The following is a 25,723-nucleotide window of genomic DNA, read 5'->3' as shown; positions in this document are numbered from 1 at the left end:
CATTATTGTTAATAGACTACATATATCTTTTATTAGAAATACTTGAACTATTTTCCACAACGATCATTCTGTCAATTTCACCACGTTTAAAGGCCCTCAAGAACCGCGCATAATCTTTAAACACGACACAGCCATTGGAATCACCAGGACGACGAAGCATATAGGTGTGCGCCAGAAGACCATCACGATTGTGGGGATTGCGTCCATTGGCCGGGAGCAACCGAACAGCTTCCACGCCGTGAAAGAGGCTTTCCCGCATGCGCAGGTTATAGGTGCTTGGCGGCGTTGCACCGCGCATTTTCTGATCAACAAATTTAGGATTATCGCGCATGTAGCCGATACCCGAGTGAGCTTCGAGCTTTTCGCCATTGGGCAAATAGACGATAGCGGCGGAAATATCATAAATTGCCGTCTTATTGCGAGCTGTTTGACCGAATAGCCGCTTCACAAGACCGCGCTGCATATCTTCGGTCTGAGCTTTAGAAGGTGCGTATGCGATTTGCGGCTGCTTTTCAGGCACAGCAGCCTTCACCCGGGGACGGTTTTCTGGAAAGGGGACAACATCAGGCAGAGCCAGACCTGTTTCGGCGTCGGTAGTCGCGTCCGCAACTCTTGAATCAGAACGCACGGAAGGCACGGGCGTAACACGGGCTGTTGGCAGCGGAACCTCATCGATTGTGCTAAAATCCTGAAAGGCATAACGCGCCGAATTTGCAGCAGTGTCGATCGCATCTGGCGAAACGACAAATTGCATTTGCTCCAGTGGCGCGACTCGCTCGTCACGCGCTTCAAGAACCTTGGGCTGTATGGCAACGGGCGCTTCGATCACCGCCTCTGGTCCGACATCGGCAATAATATCAAAGCCTTGGGATTTATTTCGATGCCAGTCCAGGTTCGAATAGGCAGTATCAGCAGTATATGCCTTGATAAAACCTTGTCGGACGGCATGCCCCATTCCGATTTTTTGATCGACAACAGTCAATTTTTGCGGGGTTGCCACCGGCAAGCGACGCATCACTGGAGCCAATGGCATGAATGCCGGCAACACCGCCTCAACCATCCCCAATGAAGCCATCATGCAGCCACCAATCACCACCGCACCAGATGCCATAGCGGCAAAGCGTACAATGCCCTTAAGACGAAAAGGCAACGCTATCCTGAACGACGGAGCAGATTGCAAACCATAGAAATCTGAGACGAACGCCATACTAATCGTCCTGAGTAAAATAAGGGCTCGCGCTACCGCATTGCACGAGAGTTCGGCGAAAACACGAACCAATCGTGGCGAGAAACGCGAATGACAGAGTGCTTGGAATATGAAGAATTATGGTAACCAAAGTCTTTACAAGGCGCATTCAGACAAAAATATTCTACCCCGGCCTTTTCGAAATTAAGACATGAAGATCGTATAGGCACGCCCCTTTAAGGCTGGCTTTAAAGCCATATTAATTGTTACTAAAACTATTCGGGGCTTGGAGCTCGACCCCCAAAATGCCATTTTATAGAGACGCACAGCCCTATTGCGGAGAAACCTTATGCGCCAACAGTTCGACTTATTTGCTCCTCCCGTGCCAAATGGGGAGAAGAAGTCAGAACTGCGCCCTGCCCGCACCAGGCCGGAAAAGACGACCGTTCCCAACGAAGCGGAAATGGTGCAAAGACTTAAGGAGAGTGGGCGTTATCGTATATTGCAACGACTTGATCCGCCGCCGACGGTAGCTAACGCGGATAAAATTGCCTTCCCACGTTTAGGCGTTGTCGTTGACACCGAAACGACAGGCTTAAGTGCTGCGCAGGAAGAAATTATTGAGATTGGTGCTGTGGCCTTCCGCTATGCGGATGACGGCTCAATCGGCGATGTCTGTGCAACCTTTGGTGCTTTGCAAGAGCCATCAAAGCCAATTCCAGCAGATATTACGCGTATCACTGGCATTACCGACGAAATGGTTGCCGGGCAGATCATTCCGCGTGCGAGACTTGAAGCATTGATCGCTGATGCTGACATTATCATTGCACACAATGCGGGTTTTGATCGCCCCTTTCTGGAACGCTTTTCACCCGTCTTTGAAAACAAGCCCTGGGCCTGTTCGGTCAAGGAGATTGATTGGACTGCGCGCGGCTTTGAAGGCACAAAGCTTGGTTATCTGATCGGCCAGAGCGGCTATTTCCATAATGGCCATCGTGCAGAAGATGATTGTCAGGCTTTGCTCGCCGTGTTGAAGGGACAATCCGGCAAGACGACACCTTTTGCAGAATTGCTGAAGGCCAGCGAGAAATCGCGCCTGCGCATTTATGCAGAAAACAGCCCTTTTGAAATGAAGGACAAGCTGAAAGAACGCCGTTATCGCTGGTCTGATGGCAGCGACGGACGCCCGAAATCTTGGTGGACGGAAATCGACGAAGATGAACTCGAAGCCGAACTCGAATATCTGCGTACAGAGATTTACCCTTGGCGCGATGCAGAGCCGTTGATTCAAAAGCTCACAGCAGTCGACCGCTATAAAGAGCGAGCACCATGGACTTCCCCTTCAAAAGTGGAGGGCTTCTGTTAGATAAAACTGACAGGAGACTTAGAATTGAAGCAGCGCGAATTTACAGAAGATTTCAAACGGGAAGCCGTTCGTATTTTAACGACGAGTGGTCGAAGCATTTCATCGGTTGCGGACGACCTTGGCATTGGCAAATCAACACTTGACCGCTGGCGTCGCAATTTTGCTGAGAAGGATCTGCTTTCTGGTCCGCATGAGGACATGAGCGAGGAACTTGCCCGGCTTCGTAAGGAAAATGAACTCCTGCGACAGGAACGTGACCTACTAAAAAAAGCGACGGCCTTCTTCGCTCGGGAGACAAGTCGATGAAGTTTGCGTTCATCGACACGGAGAAGGCTCATATGTCTCTGTCACGGCTGTGCGCTTTCGCAGGCGTCAGTATCAGCGGTTATTATGCATGGAAGCATCGTTTGCCCAGTCGTCGTCAGCTCGACGATATGATCATCCTGGCGCATATTCGTAATCAGTTTGAGCTGTCACGTGAAACTTATGGCAGCCCTCGAATGCATGTCGAACTGAACGAAGAAGGTATTCGAGCAGGACGTCACCGCACGGCGCGACTGATGCGTGAAAACGGCCTTAAAGCCCGGCAGAAAACTCGCTTCAAACGCACGACCGACAGCAATCATGGTGAGCCCGTCGCTCCCAATCTTCTGGATCAGGACTTCACTTGTGATGGGCCTAATCAAAAATGGGGTGTCGATATCAGTTACATATGGACGGCAGAAGGCTGGCTATATCTGGCAATCGTTGTCGATCTTTATTCGCGTCGCATCATCGGCTGGGAAGCACGCGATAGGATGAAGAAGGATCTGGCGATCAGTGCTTTGAAGAAAGCCATTGCAATCCGTCAACCAAAGCCGGGGCTGATCCAGCACTCGGACAGAGGAAGCCAGTATGCCAGTTATGAGTATCGCAAAATCCTCACAGCTCACAAAATGCTTCCATCCATGAGCGGCAAAGGAAATTGCTATGACAATGCAATGGTGGAAACCGTCTTCAAAACGATCAAGTCGGAACTGATCTGGCGCACTGTGTTCTACACACGTAAGGATGCAATCAAAGCCATTGGCGAATACATTGACGGCTTCTATAATCCTGTGCGCAGACATTCTGCACTCGGATACAAATCACCGATGCAGTTCGAGATGATAAACCGTAAATTAGTGACAGAACCCCTCCACTAAATAAGGGCAAGTCCACCACTCAGATCAAAGTAAAGAAAAGGCCGCTTCAAGCGGCCTTTTTTATTATCAATTAATGATAGGCCAAGGGCGCTGCACTGGGCGCATATCTTCGTAGGCCTTTGCAAGACGCAGCACGCCCAGATCATCGAAACGCTGACCAAAAATCTGCAAACCAATCGGCAGCCCCTTGGACGTATAGCCACAATTGAGCGAGATTGCAGGCTGTTCCGACATATTCATCGCAACGGTAAATGCGATGTGCTCGAAAGGGCGCTGCGGATCATTGACCGGAGAGGCCCATTCCGCCGGATAGGTTGGCATCGGAGAGGTGGGAGAGATGATGAAATCGAAATCCTTCGACGCCGCAAGAGCGGCATGGCGCATTGCATCTATTTGGGAAAAACCGGAATAGACTTGCTCGCCCGTCAATCCTTCAGCGGTTTCAGTCCATTGATAGATGTATGGCAGGATTTTCGCACGGTTTTCCGGCGTCATCTTAGAAACATCGGCCCAGGACCGCGCCCGCCAGAAACGATCAAGCCCATCGATCATGGTGCGGTTGAGGAATGGAGCAACCGGCTCAACAATCGCGCCAGCATCCGCGAACAGCTTCGCCGCCGCTTCCACAGCTTTGCGTGTTTCATCGCCTGTTGGTTCGCCAAAACCGGCATCCAGCCAGAGGCCAATTTTGAGACCTTTTACATCAATATCAAGGCTCATCCAGTCGATATCCTGATATGGCAGGCTCATCGCGTCGCGGCGATCTGGACGCGAAAGCACCGACATATAAAGCGCATTGTCCGCAACCGTACGCGTCATCGGACCGGCAACGCGACCAAGAAACGCCGGATCAATCGGAATACGTCCGAAGGACGGTTTCAGGCCAACCAGCCCACACCAGCCAGCAGGCAGGCGAATGGAACCACCAATATCGGTGCCGATATGCAAAGGCCCGTAACCCGCAGCACCAGCACTTCCGGCACCCGCACTTGAACCGCCCGGATTGGTGTTCAAGTCCCATGGATTACGTGCAAGCTTATGGAAACTCGAAAGCCCCGAGGACAACATCCCGAGATCAGGCATGGTCGTTTTAGCCAAAAGCACGCCACCCGCCTCGCGGGTGCGGGCTGCGGGCGGGGCATCAACGGCTGCGGGATTGAGAGGCAGAGCTGCACAGCCAAGTGGAACAGCAGTACCTTTCGTGGCAATATTTTCCTTGATCGTTAGCGGAACACCGTCAATGGGGCCGGCAGGCTCACCCTTTGCCCAACGTGCTTCCGATGCCTTCGCAGATGCCCTCGCCGCATCGGGATCATAAGCCCAAAGCGCATTCAGTTTCGGCTCATAAGCCTCGATGCGCTCAATTACAGCTTCCGTAACTTCAACTGGCGAAAGCGATTTCGCCCTATAGGCAGACACAAGATCGACAGCTGACAAATCGGCAAGTGAAGACATGGCGTTCCCTTATTTCATTCTGGCAGTTTCATTGTAGAATTAAGTGTGCGGGCCAGTTTGCGCCGCCCCGAAAAAGGCTTCGGCACAGCATCAACCAATGCGCGCGTATATTCATGTTGCGGGTTATCGAAGACCGCGTTGGTCTCTCCCTGCTCGACGATATTGCCGTGGTAAATCACTGCCACACGATCGGTAATTGCGCGCACGACACCGAGATCGTGACTGATGAAAAGATAGGAAAGGCCGAACTTTTCCTGCAGATCCATCATCAGATTGAGAACCTGCGCCTGAATGGAAACATCAAGAGCTGAAACGGGTTCGTCAGCAACGATGAGCGCCGGTTTGGTAATCAGGGCTCGGGCAATAGCGATACGCTGGCGTTGCCCCCCGGAAAACTCATGCGGATATTTTTCAGCAGATGCTTTTGGGAGGCCGACAGCTTCCAGCACTTCTGCCACGCGCTCATCCCGTTCCTTGCTGCTTGTCCCGCGCTCCAGTGAAACAATCGGCTCCGAAATGATCCGCTTGACCGTGTGGCGCGGATCGAGCGAACCATAAGGGTCCTGAAAGATCGCCTGAAAACCTTTACGCGCTTCACGCAGGCCTGAACGGTCAAGCGCGTAGATATCCTGACCATTGATAAGGATTTGGCCAGATTGCGGTCGTTCCAGCCCCATCACAGCACGCGCAAGTGTTGATTTGCCCGAACCGCTTTCGCCCACGATACCAAGACTTTGCCCTGCTTCGATCTCGACATTAACACCGTGGAGAACGCGCAAAGACCCCGGCTTTGAAAGGAATGATGGGCGCGGGAGCTGATATTCACGCACGACATCCCGAACCTGCAAAATCATCTTGCTCATGCCAGCACCTCGCCATCGCGTGGATGCAGACAGGCAGCGCGATGGGCAATGCCTTCGCTTTCACCGATCAGATCGAGCGGCGGAATAAGCTTTCGACAATCGCCTTCAACGAACGCGCAGCGATCAGCAAAGCTGCAATATGGCGGGCGGGCCAGCGGGTCCGGTACAACACCCGGAATTGCAGCGAGGCGCTGACGCGGTTTCGTATGATCGCGAACCAGATTAGCCCCATGTGGAGAAGCCTGAAACAGCCCCCGCGCATACGGATGCGCCATACGATTAAACACGGCTTCGGTTCGCCCTGTTTCTACAATCCGCCCGGCATACATCACTGCGATACGATCAGTCATTTCCGAAACAACGCCAAGATCATGGGTAATGAGCATCAGCGCTGTTCCAGTTTCATCGATCAGCTCATCCATGAGATCAAGAATCTGTGCCTGGACAGTGACATCGAGCGCCGTGGTCGGTTCATCGGCAATCAGCAGATCAGGCTCGCAGGCAATCGCCATGGCGATCATCACGCGCTGGCGCTGTCCGCCGGAAAGCTGGTGCGGATACAGATCGAGATTAAAGCGCGGTGCAGGCAGTCCAACGCGATGCAGCAACTCGCGCGCCTTGCGTTCGGCATCAGCGCGGCTTTCGCCAAGATGCAGACGGCGGCCTTCGGCAATTTGCGCACCAATGGTCTTAACCGGATTGAGCGCTGTCATTGGCTCCTGAAAGATCATCGCCATGCGACGACCGCGCATTTTGCAGAGTTCAGCTTCTGGCTTGTTTGCCAGATCCTGCCCATCAAAACGCAAGGTTCCACGCACGCGCATCCGGTCAGGCAACAAGCCCATGGCGGCAAGCGCGGTAATCGACTTGCCACTGCCAGATTCACCCACAACGCCCAGGCGTTCACCACGGTTGAGTGTTAACGTAATACCCGACACGATATCTGCAGTGCGCGTACCAAATGGCAGCTCGACAGACATATCGTCCATTTCAAGAAGAGGTATTTTTGGCAAAGCTTTTATCATCTCTGCCTCCTTACGCGCGGGTCAAGTATGTCGCGCAGACCATCACCCAGCATGTTAAGGCCAAGGACTGCGAGTGTAATTGCAAGACCGGGGAAGATCGCCAGCCATGGCGCATCATAGATAAAGGTCTGTGCATCGTTGAGCATCTTGCCCCAGCTCGGCATGGGCGGCTGTGTGCCAAGCCCCACATAGGAAAGGCCAGCCTCGGCAACAATTGCGAGTGCGAATTGGATCGTCGCCTGGACGATCAGCACATGATTGATGTTGGGCAGAATATGCAGCAGCGTGATCGAGATATCGCCGCGCCCTGCGCAACGCGCTGCCTGAACATATTCGCGCTTCCAAAGCCCGAGCGATGCACCGCGCGTAACTCGGGCAAAGACCGGAATATTGAAAATACCGATTGCAATCATGGCATTGACCGCACCGGGACCAAAAATAGCTGTGATAATGACTGCAGTCAGCAGCGCCGGAAATGCAAAGGCCAGATCGGTCATGCGCATGACAAAGCCATCGACCAATCCACCGCGTGCTGCTGCAAAGGCACCGAGAGGGATACCTATACCTGCACCAACAAGCACCGCAATAATCGAAACGGCAATGGAATTGCGCGCACCGACCATAATCATGGAAAACACATCACGACCAAAATTATCCGTTCCGAACAGATGACTGAAGCTCGGCCCTTGCAGCTTGTCGCGGAAGTTCATGGCGGTGGGCGAATAAGGCGTCCAGAAATAAGAGACGAAAGCCATAGCCACCAGAATAGCGGTAACAAGCGAACCGATCACAAGGCTGCGGCTTAAAAACAGCATCCGAAAACGGCTTGGCTTTGCAATTGTCTGAACCTCACTCATCGGCTGCCTCCCGTCGAAAGACGCGGATCAATGAAACCATAGACGAGATCGACAATAAAATTGACCGCAATAACGGAAGCCGCAAGCAGCGTCACCAGCGACTGCACCGTTATCAGATCGCGCTGGGCGATTGCCTGAAACACCAGCCTTCCTAGCCCGGGAAGATTGAAGACATTTTCGATGATGATCGTTCCAGCCAACAGAAATGAGAATTGCAGGCCAATAATTGTGACGACCGGGATCAGCGCATTTGGCACCGCATGGCGCCAGAGTGCCGCGTTACGGGTAAGACCTTTTGCGCGCGCGGTGCGCACAAAATCCTCACCCAGCGTTTCGATGACGGCAGAGCGAGTCACACGGGCGAGGATGGCGGCAAGCGGCAGGGCAAGCGCCAGAGCGGGCAAAAACAGCGAGCGGATACCATTCCCGAATCCATTTTCCCAACCGGCAAAACCAGAGGCTGGAAACCAGCCGAGCTGTAAAGCAAACAGCAGGATCAAGAGCAGGCCGAGCCAGAAATTCGGGATAGCAACACCCACCTGCGCCACACCCATGGAAAGCACATCACCGGTTTTGCCACGTTTGGAGGCCGCATAAACGCCCACGGGAATAGCTACTGCTACCGACAGAACCATGGACAAAAGCGCCAGCGGCAGCGTGACCATGATGCGTGGTCCGAGCAATTCACTGATCGGCACGGAATAGGTGTAGCTGGTGCCGAAATCCCCCTTCAGAAAGCCGCCAATCCACGAAAGATACCGCCACCAAAGCGGCTGATCGAGGCCAAGCTGTTTATTCAGCGCTGCCAGCGTTTCAGGCTGCGCATTGATACCGAGGATAACCGCAGCGGGGTCGCCCGGCAGCACCTGCATCAACAGGAAGACGATGACGGATGCCGCAAGCGTCGTCAGCAAGAGCGAAATTATTCGCCCGGAAATATAAGCCAGCAAGGCGACCTCCTAAGCACAATCCCAAAAAAAGCTTTGAACTTTTTGGCCAGGATTGCGCATCATAAAAATGCAGGAATGAGCACATCAGGCCATTCACTCCACATTCCATTTCCTGCCGTGCCGCAGCCCCTTGGTTGTTATCGCTGCACGACCATTCGCGTGAACCGCCCCGCCGCACGCGTGCGGGGCGGAAATTGTCTTACTCAGCCCAGTAAGCCTGTGTCAGATCGTCCGCCGGGATCGGCATGTTCTTCCAAAGACCTTTCACGTTCTTATTCCACACACCAATTTTCGGCAGCGCGTAGAGGAAGATATTCGGCTCGTCTGCCGCAAGCTTTTCCTGAAGCTTCTTCACCAGTTCGAGTTGTTCTTCATCGCTACCGGCCTCGGCATAAGCTTTATAGAGCGCCTTATATTCCGGGTTGTTGTAGTTGAAGTAGTATTTATCGCGGGCATAGATATCGAGATCACGCGCTTCTGTATGTGCAATGATCGTGGCATCGAAATCCGAGCGCTTGAATACCTGATCCAGCCATTGTGCAAACTCGATTGGAACGAGGTTGGCCTGAATACCCACTTCCGCCAGCATGGCTGCGATGATTTCACCACCGCGACGCGCATATGCCGGAGGTGGAAGCGTGATGGTTATTGACGTGCCAGCCGGAACACCCGCCTCTTCCAGCAGCTGCTTGGCTTTTGCCGGATCATACGGATAGGTTTCCGAAAGGTCGACATAACCCGGATCGACCGGCGCATAATGCGAGCCGATTGGTGTGCCAAAACCGGAATAGACACCTTCGATCAGCGCCTTGCTGTCAATGGCATGGGCCAGTGCCTGCCGCACCTTCACATTGTCAAAGGGGGCCTTGGCATTGTTAAGCGAAAGCAGAACTTTGCCTGCAGTATCACCGACTTCGACCTGCAACTTATCATCGCTCTTGAAGCGACTGATCAATTCCGGCGCCTGGAACATCGGGAAGACGTCAATATCGCCAGCAAGGATTGCAGCTGCTGCTGCCGAAGGATCGCTCACAAAGCGGAAAGTAACGGCAGAAAGCTTTGCCGGTTCGCCCCAATAGTCCGGGTTGCGATCGAGCTCGACACGATCACCCTGCACCCAGCGCTTGAACTTGAATGGACCCGTTCCAACAGGCTTGGTCTTGTTATCAGCCGCCGTATTCGGCGCAATCATAACCGCGTCGCCCCACCCCATATTGAACAGAAAGTTCGAGGTTGGCCGCTTCAGCGTCACAACGGCAGTCGCTGGATCAGGACATTCGGTGCTGGCGATTGGTTCAAAAAGGCCCTTTTGCGCATTGGTGGAATCTGGAGCCACTGCACGCTCGTAAGAGAATTTCACGACCGAACAATCGAAGGGCGTTCCATCATGGAATTTCACGCCCTCACGCAGCTTGAACGTATACGTCTTCTTGTCGTCGGAAACAGTCCAGCTTTCAGCCAGCTGTGGCTTCACTGTGCCGTCTTCAACAATACGAACCAGACCTTCATAAAGATTGGCATAAGTAACCTGACGAATACCGGCAGCTGCATTTGCCGTCGGATCCAAGCCCGGCGGTTCCAGCACTTCGCCGACCACCAATGTATCTTTTGCAAAGGCACCGTTGATTGATGCGAGCATCGTGGCTGTAATCAGCCCGGCTTTCAGCAGTTTACTCATCGCTTTTCTTTGGCTCCCCTTATCAATTTTCAGATCGAACGTCCGCCATCCACATCGAGCGCAACCCCGGTGATCATCGAGGCATGAGACGAGCAAAGAAAAGCCGCAGCTTCAGCCAGATCATCAGGCTTCAACAGGCGGCCCATCGGAATGGAATCGCGGAACTTCTTGCGGATTTCTTCGGTATCCTCGCCCATAAAGGTGGTGAGAAGCGGTGTCTCACCTGCGACAGGGTTCAAAGCAACCACACGAATCTTTGCCGGTGCAAGCTCGATAGCGAGCGCCTTGGTCACTGAAACCACCCAGCCCTTGGTCGCATTGTACCAGGCGAGATTCGGGCGCGGACGACCTGCGCCAGTCGAAGCGACATTGAGAATGACGCATTCCTCTCCCTTGGCACCATTGTCCTTGAAATGTGGGATGAGCTTGCGTGTCATCAGATAAACGCCACGAACATTGACGCCAAGAATGCGATCAAATTCTTCCGGCTCAACCAGTTCAGCATTTTGCGGTTTGTGGCCGATACCAGCATTGTTGATGAGAATATCGACTTTACCAAATTTCGACAGGGCAGCTTCTACGGCTGCATCAACATCTGCTTCCTTAGAAATATCGGCAGCGACAGCCAGCGCGGCATCTCCAATTTCGGCTGCGACGCGCTCAGCGCCTGTCTTGTCGCGGTCCACAATAACGACCTTGGCGCCGTCTCTGGCAAAGCGCTTTGCCATACCCTCGCCAAAACCCGAACCTGCTCCAGTGATGAGCGCGACCTTACCTTCAAATGACACTGCAATTCTCCCAAATGCTAAACTTATCCGTGCCAGACCGAGATGGTCTTCAGCGAGGCAAACCCATAGAGCGCCTCAAAACCCTTCTCGCGTCCGTGGCCGGATTTTTTCACGCCGCCGAATGGCAATTCGATACCGCCGCCAGCGCCGTAATTATTGATGAACACCTGACCGGAATGGATAGCGCGGGCCAAACGGAACTGACGTCCGCCATCATTGGTCCAGATCCCGCAGACAAGGCCATAGGACGTCCCATTGGCTATCGCGATGGCTTCTTCTTCGGTGTCGAAAGGTAAAATGACCTGAACCGGACCAAAAATTTCTTCCTGCGCCAGACGATGGTCGGCAGGCACATCACGGATCAGTGTTGGCAGTACATAAGCACCCCCCTCTGGTGCATCGTCCACCAACACACCTTGCGCCGCAATCGCCAGACCACTTTCCTTTGCAAGATCAAGATAGCCGTCAACAATCGCCTTCTGGCGCTGCGATACAACGGGACCGACAGAAAGATCATCGCCTGCCGGGCCAACCTTCAATGCGCGATAACGTTCGCTCATGCGCGCAACAACATCTTCATAGACACTGCGTTCAACCAGAATACGCGAGGATGCCGAGCAGGTTTGACCGGCATTCTGAATGCCCGCATTGACGAGGAACGGAATAGCGCGCTCGAGATCAGCATCGGCGAAAACGATCTGCGGAGATTTGCCACCAAGCTCCAGCGTTACCGGCACAGTGTTCTTTGCGGCTGCCGCCTGCACCGCTTCACCTGTACGCACCGAGCCGGTAAACGAAATGTGGTTCACATCCGGGTGTTCAGAAAGTGCTGCCCCCGCTTCTGCGCCAAGCCCGGTGACGACATTGAGTGCGCCTTTCGGCAGACCAGCTTTCTCAGCAATCTTTGCGAACTCCAGAATGGTGAGGCAGGCTTCTTCCGCCGGCTTGACCACGGCAGCATTACCCATCGCCAATGCTGCACCGAGGCTTCGGCCCAGAATCTGCATCGGATAGTTCCACGGGATAATATGGCCCGTCACACCATGCGGCTCATAGATCGACAGGACCGTAAAGCCGTTCTGATAAGGCAGCGTATCACCATGAACCTTGTCAGCAGACGCGCCATAGAATTCAAGATACCGCGCCAGCGCCACCACATCGGCGCGCGCCTGCGTGACAGGCTTGCCAACATCCCGTGATTCAAGATCAGTTAACACATCTATATTTTTGAGCACCTCTTCTGAAATGCGGTGCAAGACACGGCCACGTTCGGTCGCGGTCAACTTGCCCCATTCACCGGAAAGGGCGGCACGGGCTGCGGCCACAGCCAGATCGATATCCGCTTTCGAGCCGCGCGCGATGAGAGCCAGATCACTTCCATCGGAAGGATTGCGAAGCGGAATGTGCTCCCCACCCAGAGCATCCTGCCATTGCCCATCAATGAAATTGCCGTAACGAAGGAGGCCTGAGCCACCCGACTTGTTTTCATGCTTCATTCTCAGTCTCCCGCAGAGGCATTTCCGCCTCCAGTCTCGCTCTGGTCGCGCGAATATGGGCCCGCGCCAGCCGCTCGGCCTCTTCCCCGTCGCGTGAAGCGATGGCTTCAACAATTGCACCATGTTCGCGGATTGCATCGCGTGCTCTATCAACCGACAGAGAAAAAGAAGGGGCGAAAACCTGTGAGGTCATCCGCAACAGCGGAACGAACGCAATCAGCGAGGCATTCGATGCCGTATTCATCACTGCCATATGAAAATCGACATTCGTCTGGGTGTAAGCTTTCGGATCCCATGGATCGACAACCGTTACCTGTCCTGCAACAAGAGCACGCAACTTTTCGATAGCCTCATCTGTCGCGCGCTCCGCCGCAAAGCGTGCCGCAACACCATCCAGAACTTCGCGCACCGCATAAGCATCAATCAACAGCGTTAAATCAGCCGAGGCTACACGCACGCCCCTGCCCGGCAAGTGAATCACCAACCCGTCACGCTCCAGAACACGCAAGGCTTCGCGCAAAGGCGTGCGGCTTATACCGAATTCGGCAGCGATATGTTCCTGTCGGAGAATGGCGCCGGGCCCATACACGCCCGCATAAATTCTCTCACGAAGCGCTTCTGCTACTTCGTCCAGCAAACGGGTCTGACTACGCCACTCAAAAGCCGTCACAAGATAAGCCTCCCAACTTTATGAGTACAATATCCTGGATACAAAATTGGTCAATTAAAATTATATGTGTTTTGTGGAAAGAATTGTCTGAGCCGGCGATTGATAGTTTCGGGTAACAACCGTCGTGCGAAATAAGTCGCAAAAAACAAAAACGCCGCGACAAGCGCGGCGTTTCAACTTTCACAATGCAGCCACCTTACAAGAAACTCTCCGGGATCGGCTTCCATTCACCATCCTGATGATCAAACTGCGGAATATGTGCGAGGGCGTGAAGCAGCTCCACATCTTTGCCAAGCACGTCCTGCCAGTCCTTCGCTTCGGTCAGGATGACGCCAATACCAACGACCTCACCACCCGCCTTTCGCACCAGCTCGATTGAACCTTTGAGGCTGGAACCGGAAGCAACGACATCATCCACCACAACCACGCGCTTGCCTGCGAGCAGCGGAATTGCCTGACGGTCGAGAAGCAGGCGTTGCTCGCCCTTTGAGGTGATGGACGAGATTGTCTGCACGAGTGCATCGCCCAGATGAATCTTTGGCGATTTCTGCAAGATCACATAGTCATCGAGGCCAAGAGCCCGTGACACTTCAATCGCCACCGGAATGCCAAGTGTCGCAGCACCGACGATCACATCAGGCTTCAGTGGAGCCAGCTTTTCGGCCAGCGCCTTGCCCACATGTTCACCAAAGCGAACCCCGAGATCAATGACCATCATTAAGGAAATGGCGAAATTCGGGTTGATCGGTACGATCGGCAGATCGACCTTGCGGCCAGCTACATCAACGGTCCAGACCTGACCGTTTCCAGAAAGTTCAGCGCTGTCTTCAGTCATCGTTTTGCATCCTCGGGATTATAGCATTTCCAACAAAAGTGCGAAGCGGTTTTGCGTCGGTAATGCGTAAAAACAACCAGTTACAGCGGTTTCGTCGGTTCATTTTTAACTGGAACCGCTGTAAGTCTCGATTCAACCAGCAGGCCGACATTACGCCATGTTGTACGCTTGCGCTTGGTGTCAAAGCCATAAATGGCAAGGGACAGCGAAATTGCGTGGGCCATGCGGATAGCCTGAACCAGCAATGGCACGCCGCGCGCCAGCGCAAAACGCAGACGCATTGGGAAGGAAACGTCGTCAATTTCCATTCCGCGTGCGCGCTGAGCATCCGCAATACGCTCGAAATCCTCACGCAGCATCGGAATAATGCCGAATGTCAGCGAGAGGACCAGTGTCACCATTGGCGGCAGACGTGCAGCACTCGCAGCAGCCAGAATGGAGCCAGGCGTGCTGGTTTCCATCACAAAATAAAACGCCGCAGTCGTTGTCACCAGACGCGCAGCCATACCGGCTGCAATGGGCAAAGTATCAACAAACGCAACGCCTTGAAGCACGAGATTGAGAATCCAGCTCGCCATGACAAGCAGTGTCAGAAGCACGGCACCTTTGAGATAACCACGCAAGCCCGGCACCTTGACCAGCACCAGAAAAGCGACCGTGATCAACGCGAGTGGCACTCCGTATTTCCAACCCGGCACGAGCCAGGCTGCAAGCATGACCAGAAATGCCGCTGCCAGCTTTACAAAGAAGTTCAGATCATAAAAGATTTTCATGCCGCTTCTCCTGTCTCGACAACACGCGGCTTGGGCCAACCCAGCGCATGATAGGCATCGGAATTCCAGGATGCATCCACATCGCCATCAAAGGTGACATGGCCGCGATCCAGGATCATGACGCGCGACGAAACATCATCCACGAGTTCCAGATCGTGAGAGATCAACATGACCGCACGGTTTTCGGAAAGCGCTGTTTCGAGGAACAGTTCCAGCATGCGACGACCATTGAGATCGCGTGCCAGAAGCGGCTCATCGAGAATGGCAACCGAAGCGCCTGCTGCTTCCGCACAGGCAAGGCCCAGCAGAGCCTGCTGACGAGACGAAAGCGCAAATGGGTTGGTTTCCTCATGGCTACCAAGTCCATATTTTTGCAGGCAGGCCGTTGCGCGAGCAGTCACTGCATCGTCCTTTGCTGCACGGGTCGCGGCGGTGATCGCAAAGACCACTTCTTCCAGCACAGTCATGTTAAACAGGATGCGGCGCATGTTCTGCGGCAGGTAAGCCACCGAGCGGGCACGCTTTGCAGCGGTCCACTTGTCGGCATTCTCGCCACCAATGATAATTGAGCCTGCTGCAATTTTCTGAAGCCCAAGAATCGATTGAAACAGCGTGGTCTTGCCCGCACCGTTTTTGCCGATCAGAGCGACGACTTCGCCGGCGCGGATTTGAAAATTCACATTCTCCAAAACCGGCTGGCCGTCCCGGCGCTGAAGCTGCGTCTTGATTCCCGAAACAGAAACAAGAACTTCACCGCCGCTCTTCGCACCCGACAGACGTTTGCGTGCAGCAATTGGTGGCAAAACGCCTGCATCTTCCCACGCAGCCGCATCGTTGATGATCGACGCGAGCGGCACGACGGGCGCTAACTTACCGTCTTTTACCAGACCGACATCGGTAACGACCGCCTGCAGTGATGCAGGATCCTGCTCTGCAATCAGCAAGGCTGATATAGATGCACCGAGTTTTTTGAGAACCCGCACAAGACGCTGGCGTGCTGCTGGATCAAGCCCGGTTGTCGGCTCATCCAGTACGAGCAGTTTCGGTTCGGCCGCAAGTGCCGCAGCCATCGCCACCATGCGCCGTTCGCCGCCCGAAAGCGTCAAGACGCGTCGCCCTCGCAATGCATTCAGCTCTAGCTCGTTAAGCAGCTCGTCGATACGAGCACGAACAGCATCCTTGGCAAGTCCACGATTTTCGAGTGGAAAAGCGACCAGATCTTCAACGCTCAGGTCCCATAGCTGATCTTCCACATTCTGTGAAACGATGCCGACAGTGCTGAACAGCTCATCCTTCGGCATGGAAGACATGGGCTTGCCATTGAGCGAGACTTCGCCATCGAAGACTTGTGGGGTAATCAGGCGTGGAACGATGCCCGATGCAGCGTTGAGCAGCGTGGTTTTGCCACTGCCGCCCGCACCACACACCAGAAGCCGTTCGCCGTCGCGAATTTCGAGGTTGGCTTCGGCGATTGCAAGATTGGAATCGCCAAAACCTACTTTTACATTCTGAAGCTTGAGCACTTTTACTGCTCTCGATCAAAAACGGGTGAAGCCGGACGGATGAGCGCCCTTGAGAATCTTGAGAGCTGGAACAACCAGCAGCGGCGTACCGATCAGCATTGGAACGATATCTGAGAGACCGAGATACATGACCGCCCACCAATATGGGAAAATCCCAAGATAGGCCAAGCTTGCCGAAACAGCTGCAACCATCACAAGACCAACAACAAGGCAAGTTGCTGCAATTTTAATCAGCGTTGTGCGATTAAAGGTTGTTGTCTTTGGATCGAACAGCATGCCCGGAATAAGACCAGTCAGGCCAACCATGATACCATCAATGATCAGCGAATGCGCTGGAATGAAGGTGCCAGCCAGCAACGACCAGATAACGGTTCCGAGATATCCGCAGATGAACCCGCTTTTGCGTCCGAGAAGAATGCCGACCAGCGGTGGCAAAAACGCGAAAATGCGCCATTGAATCACGCCCGGGACGAGCTGAATCGGATTGGCATAGGCCCAGAGAACGCCGGTTGCAGCTGCTGCAACGATAGAAAGAACGATCGGAAACAGAGTATTTCCATCGTTATGGGTGATCGTGGTGTTGGACATTGTCGTATTCCCGTAAAGTGCCTCCCGCTTGCAACAAGCAAAAACCGTGCCGCCTGGTGATTGCAGCAAACGAAGGGAACTTTGAGATGAAGGTGGTGGAGCTATCCTGTCGGCATTTCTGTAGCGCTATCACCGGGCAAAAACACCGCGTTTGCGGTGGAGTCAAACAGATTCAGTGCCTCTGACGCAATGAGTCACATTAAATCTAGCTATTAAAGCAATAAACGATCAATCACCCACAATATCGGCTAGCATCTGCACGAGCTGCTGCATTTGATCAGAACCATTTTCCATATGCTGGATAACAATTTCCATCGGCTCTACAAAAGGCAATCCGGCTTCTTTTGGAACCAAACGATGCGACGGCAAAGCAACACGACTCGGCAGCAGACTAACACCGAGCCCCTCAGCGATCGCGCTTTGAACACTCGCGAGGCTGGAACTGGTGAAAACGACATGCCAAGGTCTGCCGATACGATCAAGCGCCTCCATCATATCACTGCGATAAAGCCCATTTGGCGGAAATGCGACAAGCGGGAGCGGATCAGCCTCTGAAACCGGATAATCAGCACTCTCCAACCAGCATAGTGGTTCAGGCCAATGCTTGGTGCCAAGCGTTTCACCGCGCTTTTGTTTAACCATAACGAGATCAAATTCGCCCGTTTCAAAACCTTTCTGCAACTCTCGGCTTAGCCCGCTCGTCACTTCAAGTTTCACTTTCGGATGAGCACGCAGAAAAGCCGCAAGTGTTGGTGTGACCAGTTTGGCAGCAAAATCTTCTGCCAGACCGAGGCGAAACACGGCTGTAAGCGCACTTCCCGTCATAGCTGCTGCGGCTTCATCATGCAGATGCAGCATTCGCCGCGCATAACCGAGCAGCTTTTCACCCGCATCGGTTGGCCGAACATCATGCCTTGCCCGCTCCAGGAGCGATTGTCCGGCAGCCTCTTCAAGGCGTAAAATTTTTTGGCTGACCGTGGATTGCGTCGAATGCAGCTGCAGCGCTGCAGCCGTGAAGCTGCGGCTATCAACGACTGCCACGAAAGCACGCAAAAGATCGAGATTGAATATCATATTCATAATTCGAATGAATGCCAGTTGAACATTTAATTTTTAAATATGTCTCACCATGATTATTTTAGCAAGAAATAAGGAGTAACGCCGATGCGTCAAACACTATACCGCTTGAGTGCCTTGGCATTGATTGCAGGAGCATTCGTCATGACTGAACCAACTCTGCCGGGCCAGAACATCGCAGCCTACGCACAGACATCACTTATTCAGGCTTCAAGCGCTGGCGATTTGTCCGCTGTAAAAGATGCAATCACAGCAGGAGCCGATATAGAAGCACGTGGCCAGGCTGGTGAAACTGCGCTTTTGGCTGCGACCCATGCCAATCATATTGATGTAGCCCGTGCGCTTATCGAAGCCGGTGCTGATGTAAATGCCAAGGATGCGATCAAGGACAGCCCTTATCTTTACGCAGGCGCACGCGGACATCTGGAAATACTAAAACTCACGCTTACGCACGGTGCTGACCTTAAAAGCACCAATCGCTATGGCGGCACGGCACTTATCCCGGCCTCAGAACGGGGGCATGTTGAAACCGTCCGCACGCTGATTGAAGCAGGTGTCAAGGTTGATCACGTCAACAATCTTGGATGGACCGCTTTGCTTGAAGCCATAATTCTCGGCGATGGCGGTCAGCGCCACGTCGATATTGTGAAGTTGCTGATTGATGCGGGTACTGACGTGAATCTCGCGGACAATGATGGTGTTACGCCATTGCAGCATGCGCGAGCACGTGGGTTTTCCACTATGGTTGCGATGCTTGAGAAAGCGGGCGGCAAATGAGCAACGACCAGGAGTTTTTGCAAAAGGCAATCGCACTTGCATTTGACAATGTCTACCTCGGCGGACGTCCCTTTGGAGCGGTTGTCGTAAAGGATGACAAGATTATCTCCATCGGCGTCAATCGTATGCAGGCCGATTGCGATCCGACTGCCCATGCGGAACTTCTCGCATTGCGCGCGGCAGGCAAGGTTTTGCAGTCGCCTCGGCTGGATGATTGCAGCGTTTATGCGAGCGGCCAACCCTGCCCTATGTGTTTCGCTGCAATGCGGATGTCAGGCATCAATAAAATCATATTTGCTTATTCCAACGAGCAGGCAGAACCATTCGGCCTTTCGACAGCAAAAATTGCAACGGAACTGGCCAAGCCAGTGACAGAACAAACTGGCGTTCATTTTGAACACTGTCCACCAGACGATGATGCAGCACTTTATCGGCGCTGGCAGGAAAAGAAGACATAAAAGACTGAATTCATCATGCAGACCCAGCAAGCCAATGGCGGCACGCAAGCCGCACCCATAGCCCTTATCGTCCTCGTCGTTCTGATTGGCCTTAATCTCAGACCATTCCTGACGGCCCCGGGGCCCGTGCTTTCCGATATTGTCACAGATACGGGAATGGGCTTTGGCATGTTGTCTCTGCTCACATTCCTTCCCATGATGCTGATGGGACTTGGCGCATTCATCGCCCCACGCATTCAATCGATCATCGGTACGCGCCGCAGCATGTTCGCAGCACTCATCATTCTTGCGTTGGGTTCTGTTTTGCGGGGCTTCGTGCCAGATGGTTTTTCTCTGGTGCTTACGGCTGTTTTGTGTGGTGCAGGCGCTGCTATGATACAGGCGCTGATGCCCGGCCTGATCAAAGCAAATTTCCCAGCAAGCATTGCAGCTGTTACCGGTCTTTATTCTGCAATGATCATGGGCGGCGGGGCGCTTGGTGCCCGGCTGACACCTTGGCTTGCAGGCTCTGATCATAACTGGCGTTTTGCGCTGGCAGTTCTCGCAATTCCTGCACTTCTTGCGCTGCTGACGGCTATCCCCATTCTTAAAGAAACGGCGTCTTCTGGTTCCAAATCCGGCATCACCGGAAAGCTGCTCCATCGCCCACGAACATGGGTGCTGATGGCGGCTTTTGGCCTCGTCAATGCAGGCTATTCGTCCATGGTGGCCTGGCTTGCGCCTTATTATCAATCATTGGGTATGGAACCAGCAGAAACCGGCAATCTGGTTGCTGTCATGGCCATAGCGCAGGCTCTGTCGGCCTTTGGCCTGCCGTTGCTTGCAAGACATAGCGTTGATCGTCGCCCTTGGCTTCTCCTGACACTGGCGATGCAAGCGACAGGCTTTGCTGGTCTGGCTTTTGCACCGCAGCTCTCGCCTTATTTCTGGTCCGCGATCTGCGGCGCAGGTCTTGGTGGCAGCTTTGCGCTCGCCATGATTACCTCGCTTGATCATCTGCCCAAGCCTCAAGAAGCAGGTGCTCTGGCCGCGATGATGCAAGGCGGCGGCTTTCTGATCGCAGCGCTGGGCCCAGTGGCAACGGCATTGCTACACAATTTAACCGGCACCTTTGCATCCGGCTGGATCATGCATCTGGTTTTGTTGGCAAGCATCTGTCCACTCTATCTGAGCTTTAATCCGCGCCATTACGCGCATGTGATGAATCTGGCGCTTCCTGCCGAAAATGGCACACAATAGCGTTACCTAAGGCGATAAAGCGGGGTTTATCTATGTTCTGCGGGCAATTCTGAGCTAGATGACTTGTTGTCCCTTCCTTGAGGGTCGAGCTTGCTTGAAATTCCGCATGACTGGTCAATTGAATGAAGCACGAAGCAGTTATAGAGCCGAACAAGTCCACAATTCAGGACGGGTTGCCAGAGCCACGAATTTATTGGGCCTGGGCGACCCTTATGGTTGGCCTCACACTGGCTGTTATCGATGGCACGATTGCCAATGTCGCGCTTCCAACCATTGCGGCCGATTTCTCAGCAGGACCGGCCGCTTCTATCTGGATCGTCAACGGATATCAGCTCGCCATCGTTATCACTCTGCTGCCATTCGCAGCTTTGGGCGAAATTTATAGCTATCGCCGTGTCTACTTGCTCGGCGTATCGCTGTTTACACTCGCATCAATCGCCTGTGTTTTTGCGCGGTCGCTTGAAGCGCTCACAATCGCACGCGTTATACAAGGCTTTGGTGCGGCAGGCCTGATGAGCGTTAACGCTGCCTTGCTGCGCTATACGGTGCCCCAGGCAAAGCTTGGCACCGCTATCGGTTTGAATGCGCTTTTCGTGGCACTCTCCTCGACCATAGGGCCAACGCTGGCAGGCGTCATTTTGCATTCGCTGACATGGCCCTGGCTGTTCGTGATCAATATTCCACTCGGCGTTTTGGCGGTCATTATGGGACTGAAAAGCCTGCCCTATAACGAGTTGTCAGCACGTCGCTTCGATTATCTGAGCGCGATTCTCAGTGCCTTCACGCTCGGCCTGCTGATTACGGTTATCGATAGTGCTGGCAATGGCGTCAGCGCAACATTTCTGGCCTTGCAGGCAATTGGCTGTGTCGTGGCAGCAACATGGCTCATACGACGCTCAATGCTGACAACTAACCCATTGCTGCCGCTCGATCTTCTGCGTATCCCAGTGTTCAGCCTGTCGCTCTGCACCTCCATCATGTCCTTTCTCGCACAGATGATGGCATTCATATCGCTGCCATTTCTATTTCAGAATATCTATGGTTTCCAGCCCATTGAAGTTGGGTTTCTGATGATGCCCTGGCCGATTGCACTGGCCATCGTTGCGCCGCTATCCGGTAAATTCTCGGACAAATATTCACCTGCCACACTCGGTTTGTTTGGGCTGGTGTTCTTCGCTGCCGGGCTTGCACTGGTCGGAACGCTGCCAGAACAACCGTCCGTGGTCGATATCTGCTGGCGCATGGCGATTTGCGGAATCGGGTTCGGCTTTTTTCAGGCTCCGAACAATCGCATGATTATAACCTCGGCCCCACGCGCAAGAAGTGGCGCTGCAAGCGGTATGCTTGGAACGGCCCGCCTTCTCGGGCAGTCGCTCGGCGCGGCACTGGTTGCCTTCCTGCTCTCGCATTGGGGCATCAATAACATTCCAAGCATCCTGCTTGTTGCTGCTGGATTTGCGGCTTTTGCATCGATCATCAGCATTTCGCGCCGCAAGCGATGAGCATAGAGGATGATTTTGTTGCGTCTCAAACGCGAAAATCCACAAGCCTGTGAATCTTTTCAAATTTTTTTAAAAACGCATAAAATTCCCTATTGCATTCCGGAATCCATTGGTTCATATACCGCCTGCCTAACGGAAACGACTTCTCTCTCAGAGAAGACTGGCGCGAGCGGGTGTAGCTCAGGGGTAGAGCACAACCTTGCCAAGGTTGGGGTCGAGGGTTCGAATCCCTTCGCCCGCTCCAGTTTTTCCGATTGGTTTAGGCATCAAAATCCCGGCTTCGTCCGGGATTTTTGCTTTTGGAGGATTATTTAAAATCCCAGTAAATTCCGATCGTTAAATCTGATTCATTACGTTTCTGAGAAAATTTCACGCATGATTCTTGTTTGAAGCTGAATCGTGTCCAAGCGTTGAAATTTGAATTCCAAGACACGATCCTTCAGCATGCATCAGAATGCAGTTTATACTTCTACAAATTCAAGCACCGTCCCGTTGGCATTTTCTGGTAAAACTGCAATGCCAGCAGAAGTGTTGACGTAAGCGAGATCATTATCATCCAGCACCTTGCGTACCGTATCTAAGGCGCTAACCCGAATGCGAAGTGCTGCAAACGCACCGGACGGCGTCTTGCTAAAATCAACATCTGGATAGAGCTTCTGTGCCTGAGCGGATGTAAGCACCGAGATATCAGCTGAGTTCGGCCCCGTTGAAACAGTCCACTCTCCGCTACTCTCCGTTGCCTTGCCATCGGCATAAAGCCTTGCAAAACCTTCGGCGGACTTTGCCGGATCAGCTGAAATAGCAACAATCGCAGCCAGTCCTTTCGTGCCATTTGCATGTTCAAGCAATTCTGGAACCCAAACCGTATCGCGTGTTTTATGCTGACACATGAAAACCATGCCCTGCGGCACCTCATTTTCAGCAAATGAAACGGTCTCAAATGCTGCGACACCTTTGCTGCCATCTGGCAACTCAACTGGGCGAGAGAACTTACCCACTTCACCTGTTTGGATGCCCAATGCAGCGAGTTCTGACTTCGCCTGCTGCGCATTTTCGATACGGCATGCAATTGCATGCAGTCCCTCGCCTTGCGCGCTCAGCTTCTCACGCTGATGCAGGTTGCCTTCTGTTTCAGCGACAATGCCGAGAAGTTCAAAATAATCATCCGGGAACATGATTGTATAATTGCCCGTACCCTTTTCTTTGCTGTGAAGTCCACGAGGGCTCAACGTGAAGCCAAGACGTCGATATTGCTCAGCACTTTTATCCAGATCGTTGACCAGAAGAAAAACGTGATCGACACCTCTAACAGGGTGAGTCATGCAAAGAGTTCCTTTCGCGTGATCGATTCAGCTATTTGAGTTCAGCTGCTTGGGTGGGCTATTCTGGTGAGATAGTGCATGACGAGTTTTCAAGTTCAAGCTAACAAAGAAAGAATTGTTATTAAGCCGAGGCTTTAGGCGTCGATTTTTCAAGAAAATTAGGATTATTTTTCGCAGAGTCCGCCTTGAGAGCCACCCAGTAGCAATTTCCACCCTTAGAAACGTAGAAAATTGAAACTTATTAACACCCCCTATCCGGTATATTTTACCAATATTGGAGTGAATATTAGTTTATCTTGACAATATCGCAGCAAATTCTAGCATAGCAGTGCTTGCGTGAATTATTTGCACTTTGAGGCAGCTTTTTGAGCTATTTCAAGGGCTTGAACAATATTGGGCATTGCGGGAAAAGAGGCTTGAAAGCCCTCCCTCAACGTCCTTCAGGGGAACATAGAATGCATATCAGAAAAGCCGCCCTTGGCCTGTTTCTCGCTGCCTTTTCGCTCGCATCGGCGTCCTCCCACGCCGAGGAAGTGAAGCGCGGTGGTTCGGTCATTGTACATATGAATACCGAACAGGGTGTCCTTAACCCAGCCTTGCGTGCCTCCACAGGGGTGTACCAGATCACCGGCCGCATTATGGAGCCATTGATCGACCGCACCTATGAAGGCTATGTGCCTGTGCTGGCAACAAGCTGGACGTCATCGGACGATGGTAAGGCAATCACTTTCAAGTTGCGCGAGAATGTTCGCTGGCATGACGGCCAGCCATTTACCTGTGACGACGTTTCGTTCAGCGCGATGAACCTCTGGAAGAAGCTGTTGAACTATTCAACAACCCTTCAGGCAAACTTGGAGTCGGTTGATTGCACCGATCCGCATACCGCCGTTTTCAACTATTCCAAGCCAATGCCACTGGAGCTTCTGGTTGCTGCGATGCCGGATCTTGGCCATCCGGTGCCGAAGCATCTTTATGAAGGCACCGATATTCTCAAGAACAAGTATAATTCGGCACCTGTTGGCACCGGACCATTCAAGTTTGTGGAATATGAGCGTGGCCAGCATATTATTGCCGAGCGTAATGACGACTATTGGCGCGGCAAGGAATATCCTTATCTTGACCGCGTGATCTGGCGCTTTATGCCGGACAAAGCTGCAGCGGCGGCAGCGCTTGAATCAGGCGAAATAATGGAAACAGCCTTCAATGGCATTTCCATGTCAGATACCGAGCGGCTGCAAAAGGATGGTCGCTTTGATACCGGCACAAAGGGTTTTGAAAACAACGTCGCGCACTCGACTGTTGAATTCAACCTGCGCAATCCAATCCTCGCCAATCTGAAAGTACGGCAGGCTATTTATCACGCGCTCGACATTGATTTTGCGATCAAGAACATCATGCGTGGTTATGCAAAGCCAGGCCGTGGACCGATCCCAAGCTCTGGTGGCGCAAACTACACGGATGACGTGCAGACTTATCCGTATGACGTTGAAAAGGCCAAGCAGCTGCTCGATGAAGCTGGTTATCCCGCTGGCCCTGATGGCATTCGCTTCAAGCTGCGCCATCGTCCGGCTCCATGGGGCGAATATACCCAGCTCTGGGCAGAATATTACGCACAGGCTTTGAAAGAAGTTGGCATTGACGTTGAGCTTCTGACCAACGACGCGCCTGGCTTCCTCAATGGCGTCTATCGCGATCACGATTTCGACACGGCAAGCGGCTGGCATCAGTTCCGCTCCGACCCTGCTGTATCGACAACCGTCTGGCTGCGTTCCGGCGCACCTGTTGGCACGGCGTGGTCAAACCAGTTCGACTACAAATCCGACGAAATGGATCAGCTGATTGATCAGGCTGCTTCCGAACTTGATCCGGCAAAACGCGCCGAGCTCTATCATCAGATTCAAAAGCTTGAGATGAAAGATCTTCCCGTCATCTTTGCAATTGAACATCCGTTTGTCGGCGTCACCAACAAGGCATTGAAGAACCATCACAATACCCCACGTTGGGATTCTTCAAGCTGGTACGATCTCTGGATTGATCAATAGTCCCGATCAGGCTGTTGCCGGAACCCCGGCAACAGCTTTCCACGTCCCACAATAAAGCTGCTTCAAATA

At 53.0% G+C, this 25,723-nt stretch carries 23 protein-coding genes and 1 tRNA gene; 8 read left to right on the top strand and 16 right to left on the bottom strand.

Going from position 1 to position 25,723, the window contains the following annotated elements; genetic code table 11:
* Window positions 1-16: 16 nt before the first annotated feature.
* Window positions 17-1,207 (bottom strand): DUF2778 domain-containing protein, encoded by a 1,191-nt coding sequence (locus U2P60_RS04820; protein ID WP_413571576.1) that lies wholly within the window; start codon window positions 1,205-1,207, stop codon window positions 17-19.
* 328 nt (window positions 1,208-1,535) lie between these two features.
* Between U2P60_RS04820 and U2P60_RS04815 the strand changes: the two genes are divergently transcribed.
* Both U2P60_RS04815 and U2P60_RS04810 read left to right on the top strand, forming a co-directional pair.
* The gene (locus U2P60_RS04815; protein WP_413571575.1) at window positions 1,536-2,552 is read left to right on the top strand and encodes a 3'-5' exonuclease; all 1,017 of its coding nucleotides are present in this window, start codon (window positions 1,536-1,538) and stop codon (window positions 2,550-2,552) included.
* 24 nt (window positions 2,553-2,576) lie between these two features.
* A protein-coding gene (locus U2P60_RS04810) for an IS3 family transposase (protein ID WP_413570911.1) occupies window positions 2,577-3,736 on the top strand; the annotation gives its coding sequence in 2 pieces (ribosomal slippage) (window positions 2,577-2,838 and window positions 2,838-3,736; 1,161 coding nt in all).
* A gap of 66 nt (window positions 3,737-3,802) precedes the next feature.
* On the opposite strand, the gene U2P60_RS04805 is transcribed toward U2P60_RS04810, so the two are convergent.
* The 14 genes from U2P60_RS04805 to U2P60_RS04740 all read right to left on the bottom strand — a co-directional run bounded on the left by U2P60_RS04805 (window position 3,803) and on the right by U2P60_RS04740 (window position 18,317).
* Window positions 3,803-5,191, bottom strand: coding sequence for an amidase (locus tag U2P60_RS04805; RefSeq protein ID WP_413571573.1), 1,389 nt, complete (start codon window positions 5,189-5,191; stop codon window positions 3,803-3,805).
* A 14-nt stretch (window positions 5,192-5,205) separates the two neighbouring features.
* Window positions 5,206-6,054, bottom strand: coding sequence for an ATP-binding cassette domain-containing protein (locus U2P60_RS04800; RefSeq protein ID WP_413571571.1), 849 nt, complete (start codon window positions 6,052-6,054; stop codon window positions 5,206-5,208).
* The gene (locus U2P60_RS04795) at window positions 6,051-7,079 is read right to left on the bottom strand and encodes an ABC transporter ATP-binding protein (protein ID WP_413571568.1); all 1,029 of its coding nucleotides are present in this window, start codon (window positions 7,077-7,079) and stop codon (window positions 6,051-6,053) included. Before U2P60_RS04795 ends, U2P60_RS04800 begins: the two co-directional genes overlap by 4 nt.
* The gene (locus tag U2P60_RS04790; protein ID WP_313829455.1) at window positions 7,076-7,936 is read right to left on the bottom strand and encodes an ABC transporter permease; all 861 of its coding nucleotides are present in this window, start codon (window positions 7,934-7,936) and stop codon (window positions 7,076-7,078) included. Before U2P60_RS04790 ends, U2P60_RS04795 begins: the two co-directional genes overlap by 4 nt.
* Window positions 7,933-8,886: an ABC transporter permease gene (locus U2P60_RS04785; RefSeq protein ID WP_413571567.1), complete on the bottom strand. Its 954-nt coding sequence runs from the start codon at window positions 8,884-8,886 to the stop codon at window positions 7,933-7,935. Before U2P60_RS04785 ends, U2P60_RS04790 begins: the two co-directional genes overlap by 4 nt.
* 199 nt (window positions 8,887-9,085) lie before the next feature.
* Entirely contained in the window at window positions 9,086-10,564 is a 1,479-nt protein-coding gene (locus U2P60_RS04780) for an ABC transporter substrate-binding protein (protein ID WP_413571566.1), read from the bottom strand.
* Window positions 10,565-10,593: 29 nt separating this feature from the next.
* Window positions 10,594-11,352, bottom strand: coding sequence for a glucose 1-dehydrogenase (locus U2P60_RS04775; protein ID WP_413571564.1), 759 nt, complete (start codon window positions 11,350-11,352; stop codon window positions 10,594-10,596).
* Between the two features lie 23 nt (window positions 11,353-11,375).
* Complete coding sequence (locus U2P60_RS04770; RefSeq protein WP_413571563.1) at window positions 11,376-12,848, bottom strand: aldehyde dehydrogenase family protein; 1,473 nt, start codon at window positions 12,846-12,848, stop codon at window positions 11,376-11,378.
* Entirely contained in the window at window positions 12,838-13,518 is a 681-nt protein-coding gene (locus U2P60_RS04765; RefSeq protein WP_313829450.1) for a GntR family transcriptional regulator, read from the bottom strand. Before U2P60_RS04765 ends, U2P60_RS04770 begins: the two co-directional genes overlap by 11 nt.
* A 196-nt stretch (window positions 13,519-13,714) precedes the next feature.
* Window positions 13,715-14,353, bottom strand: coding sequence for a phosphoribosyltransferase family protein (locus U2P60_RS04760; RefSeq protein WP_413571562.1), 639 nt, complete (start codon window positions 14,351-14,353; stop codon window positions 13,715-13,717).
* Window positions 14,354-14,433: 80 nt separating this feature from the next.
* Window positions 14,434-15,126, bottom strand: coding sequence for an energy-coupling factor transporter transmembrane component T family protein (locus tag U2P60_RS04755; RefSeq protein ID WP_413571561.1), 693 nt, complete (start codon window positions 15,124-15,126; stop codon window positions 14,434-14,436).
* Window positions 15,123-16,649: an ABC transporter ATP-binding protein gene (locus tag U2P60_RS04750; protein ID WP_413571560.1), complete on the bottom strand. Its 1,527-nt coding sequence runs from the start codon at window positions 16,647-16,649 to the stop codon at window positions 15,123-15,125. Before U2P60_RS04750 ends, U2P60_RS04755 begins: the two co-directional genes overlap by 4 nt.
* Window positions 16,650-16,664: 15 nt before the next feature.
* Complete coding sequence (locus tag U2P60_RS04745; RefSeq protein WP_413571559.1) at window positions 16,665-17,237, bottom strand: aminotriazole resistance protein; 573 nt, start codon at window positions 17,235-17,237, stop codon at window positions 16,665-16,667.
* Between the two features lie 228 nt (window positions 17,238-17,465).
* The gene (locus U2P60_RS04740; RefSeq protein ID WP_313829445.1) at window positions 17,466-18,317 is read right to left on the bottom strand and encodes a LysR family transcriptional regulator; all 852 of its coding nucleotides are present in this window, start codon (window positions 18,315-18,317) and stop codon (window positions 17,466-17,468) included.
* Between the two features lie 84 nt (window positions 18,318-18,401).
* Here U2P60_RS04740 and U2P60_RS04735 point away from each other — a divergent pair, with 84 nt between their 5' ends.
* The 5 genes from U2P60_RS04735 to U2P60_RS04715 all read left to right on the top strand — a co-directional run bounded on the left by U2P60_RS04735 (window position 18,402) and on the right by U2P60_RS04715 (window position 22,534).
* A complete protein-coding gene (locus U2P60_RS04735) occupies window positions 18,402-19,091 on the top strand; it encodes an ankyrin repeat domain-containing protein (RefSeq protein ID WP_413571558.1) in 690 nt (229 codons plus the stop codon).
* Complete coding sequence (locus U2P60_RS04730) at window positions 19,088-19,549, top strand: nucleoside deaminase (RefSeq protein WP_413571557.1); 462 nt, start codon at window positions 19,088-19,090, stop codon at window positions 19,547-19,549. The genes U2P60_RS04735 and U2P60_RS04730 overlap by 4 nt, the downstream gene beginning before the upstream one ends.
* A 15-nt stretch (window positions 19,550-19,564) precedes the next feature.
* The gene (locus tag U2P60_RS04725) at window positions 19,565-20,788 is read left to right on the top strand and encodes a cyanate transporter (protein ID WP_413571556.1); all 1,224 of its coding nucleotides are present in this window, start codon (window positions 19,565-19,567) and stop codon (window positions 20,786-20,788) included.
* Between the two features lie 122 nt (window positions 20,789-20,910).
* A complete protein-coding gene (locus U2P60_RS04720) occupies window positions 20,911-22,290 on the top strand; it encodes an MFS transporter (protein ID WP_413571555.1) in 1,380 nt (459 codons plus the stop codon).
* Between the two features lie 169 nt (window positions 22,291-22,459).
* A tRNA-Gly gene (locus U2P60_RS04715) sits at window positions 22,460-22,534 on the top strand.
* 217 nt (window positions 22,535-22,751) lie between these two features.
* Here the strand turns inward: U2P60_RS04715 and U2P60_RS04710 are convergent.
* Window positions 22,752-23,612 (bottom strand): VOC family protein, encoded by an 861-nt coding sequence (locus tag U2P60_RS04710; RefSeq protein WP_413571554.1) that lies wholly within the window; start codon window positions 23,610-23,612, stop codon window positions 22,752-22,754.
* Between the two features lie 455 nt (window positions 23,613-24,067).
* On the opposite strand from U2P60_RS04710, the gene U2P60_RS04705 reads away from it, so the two are divergent.
* Window positions 24,068-25,654 (top strand): ABC transporter substrate-binding protein, encoded by a 1,587-nt coding sequence (locus tag U2P60_RS04705; RefSeq protein WP_413571553.1) that lies wholly within the window; start codon window positions 24,068-24,070, stop codon window positions 25,652-25,654.
* Window positions 25,655-25,723: the final 69 nt, after the last annotated feature.

Origin of the sequence: Brucella sp. H1_1004 (genome assembly GCF_047308065.1) — a bacterium.
Lineage (GTDB): Bacteria > Pseudomonadota > Alphaproteobacteria > Rhizobiales > Rhizobiaceae > Brucella > Brucella pseudogrignonensis_B.
Note: the sequence above shows the minus strand (reverse complement) of the source record. Positions and strands in the feature narration are given on the sequence as shown.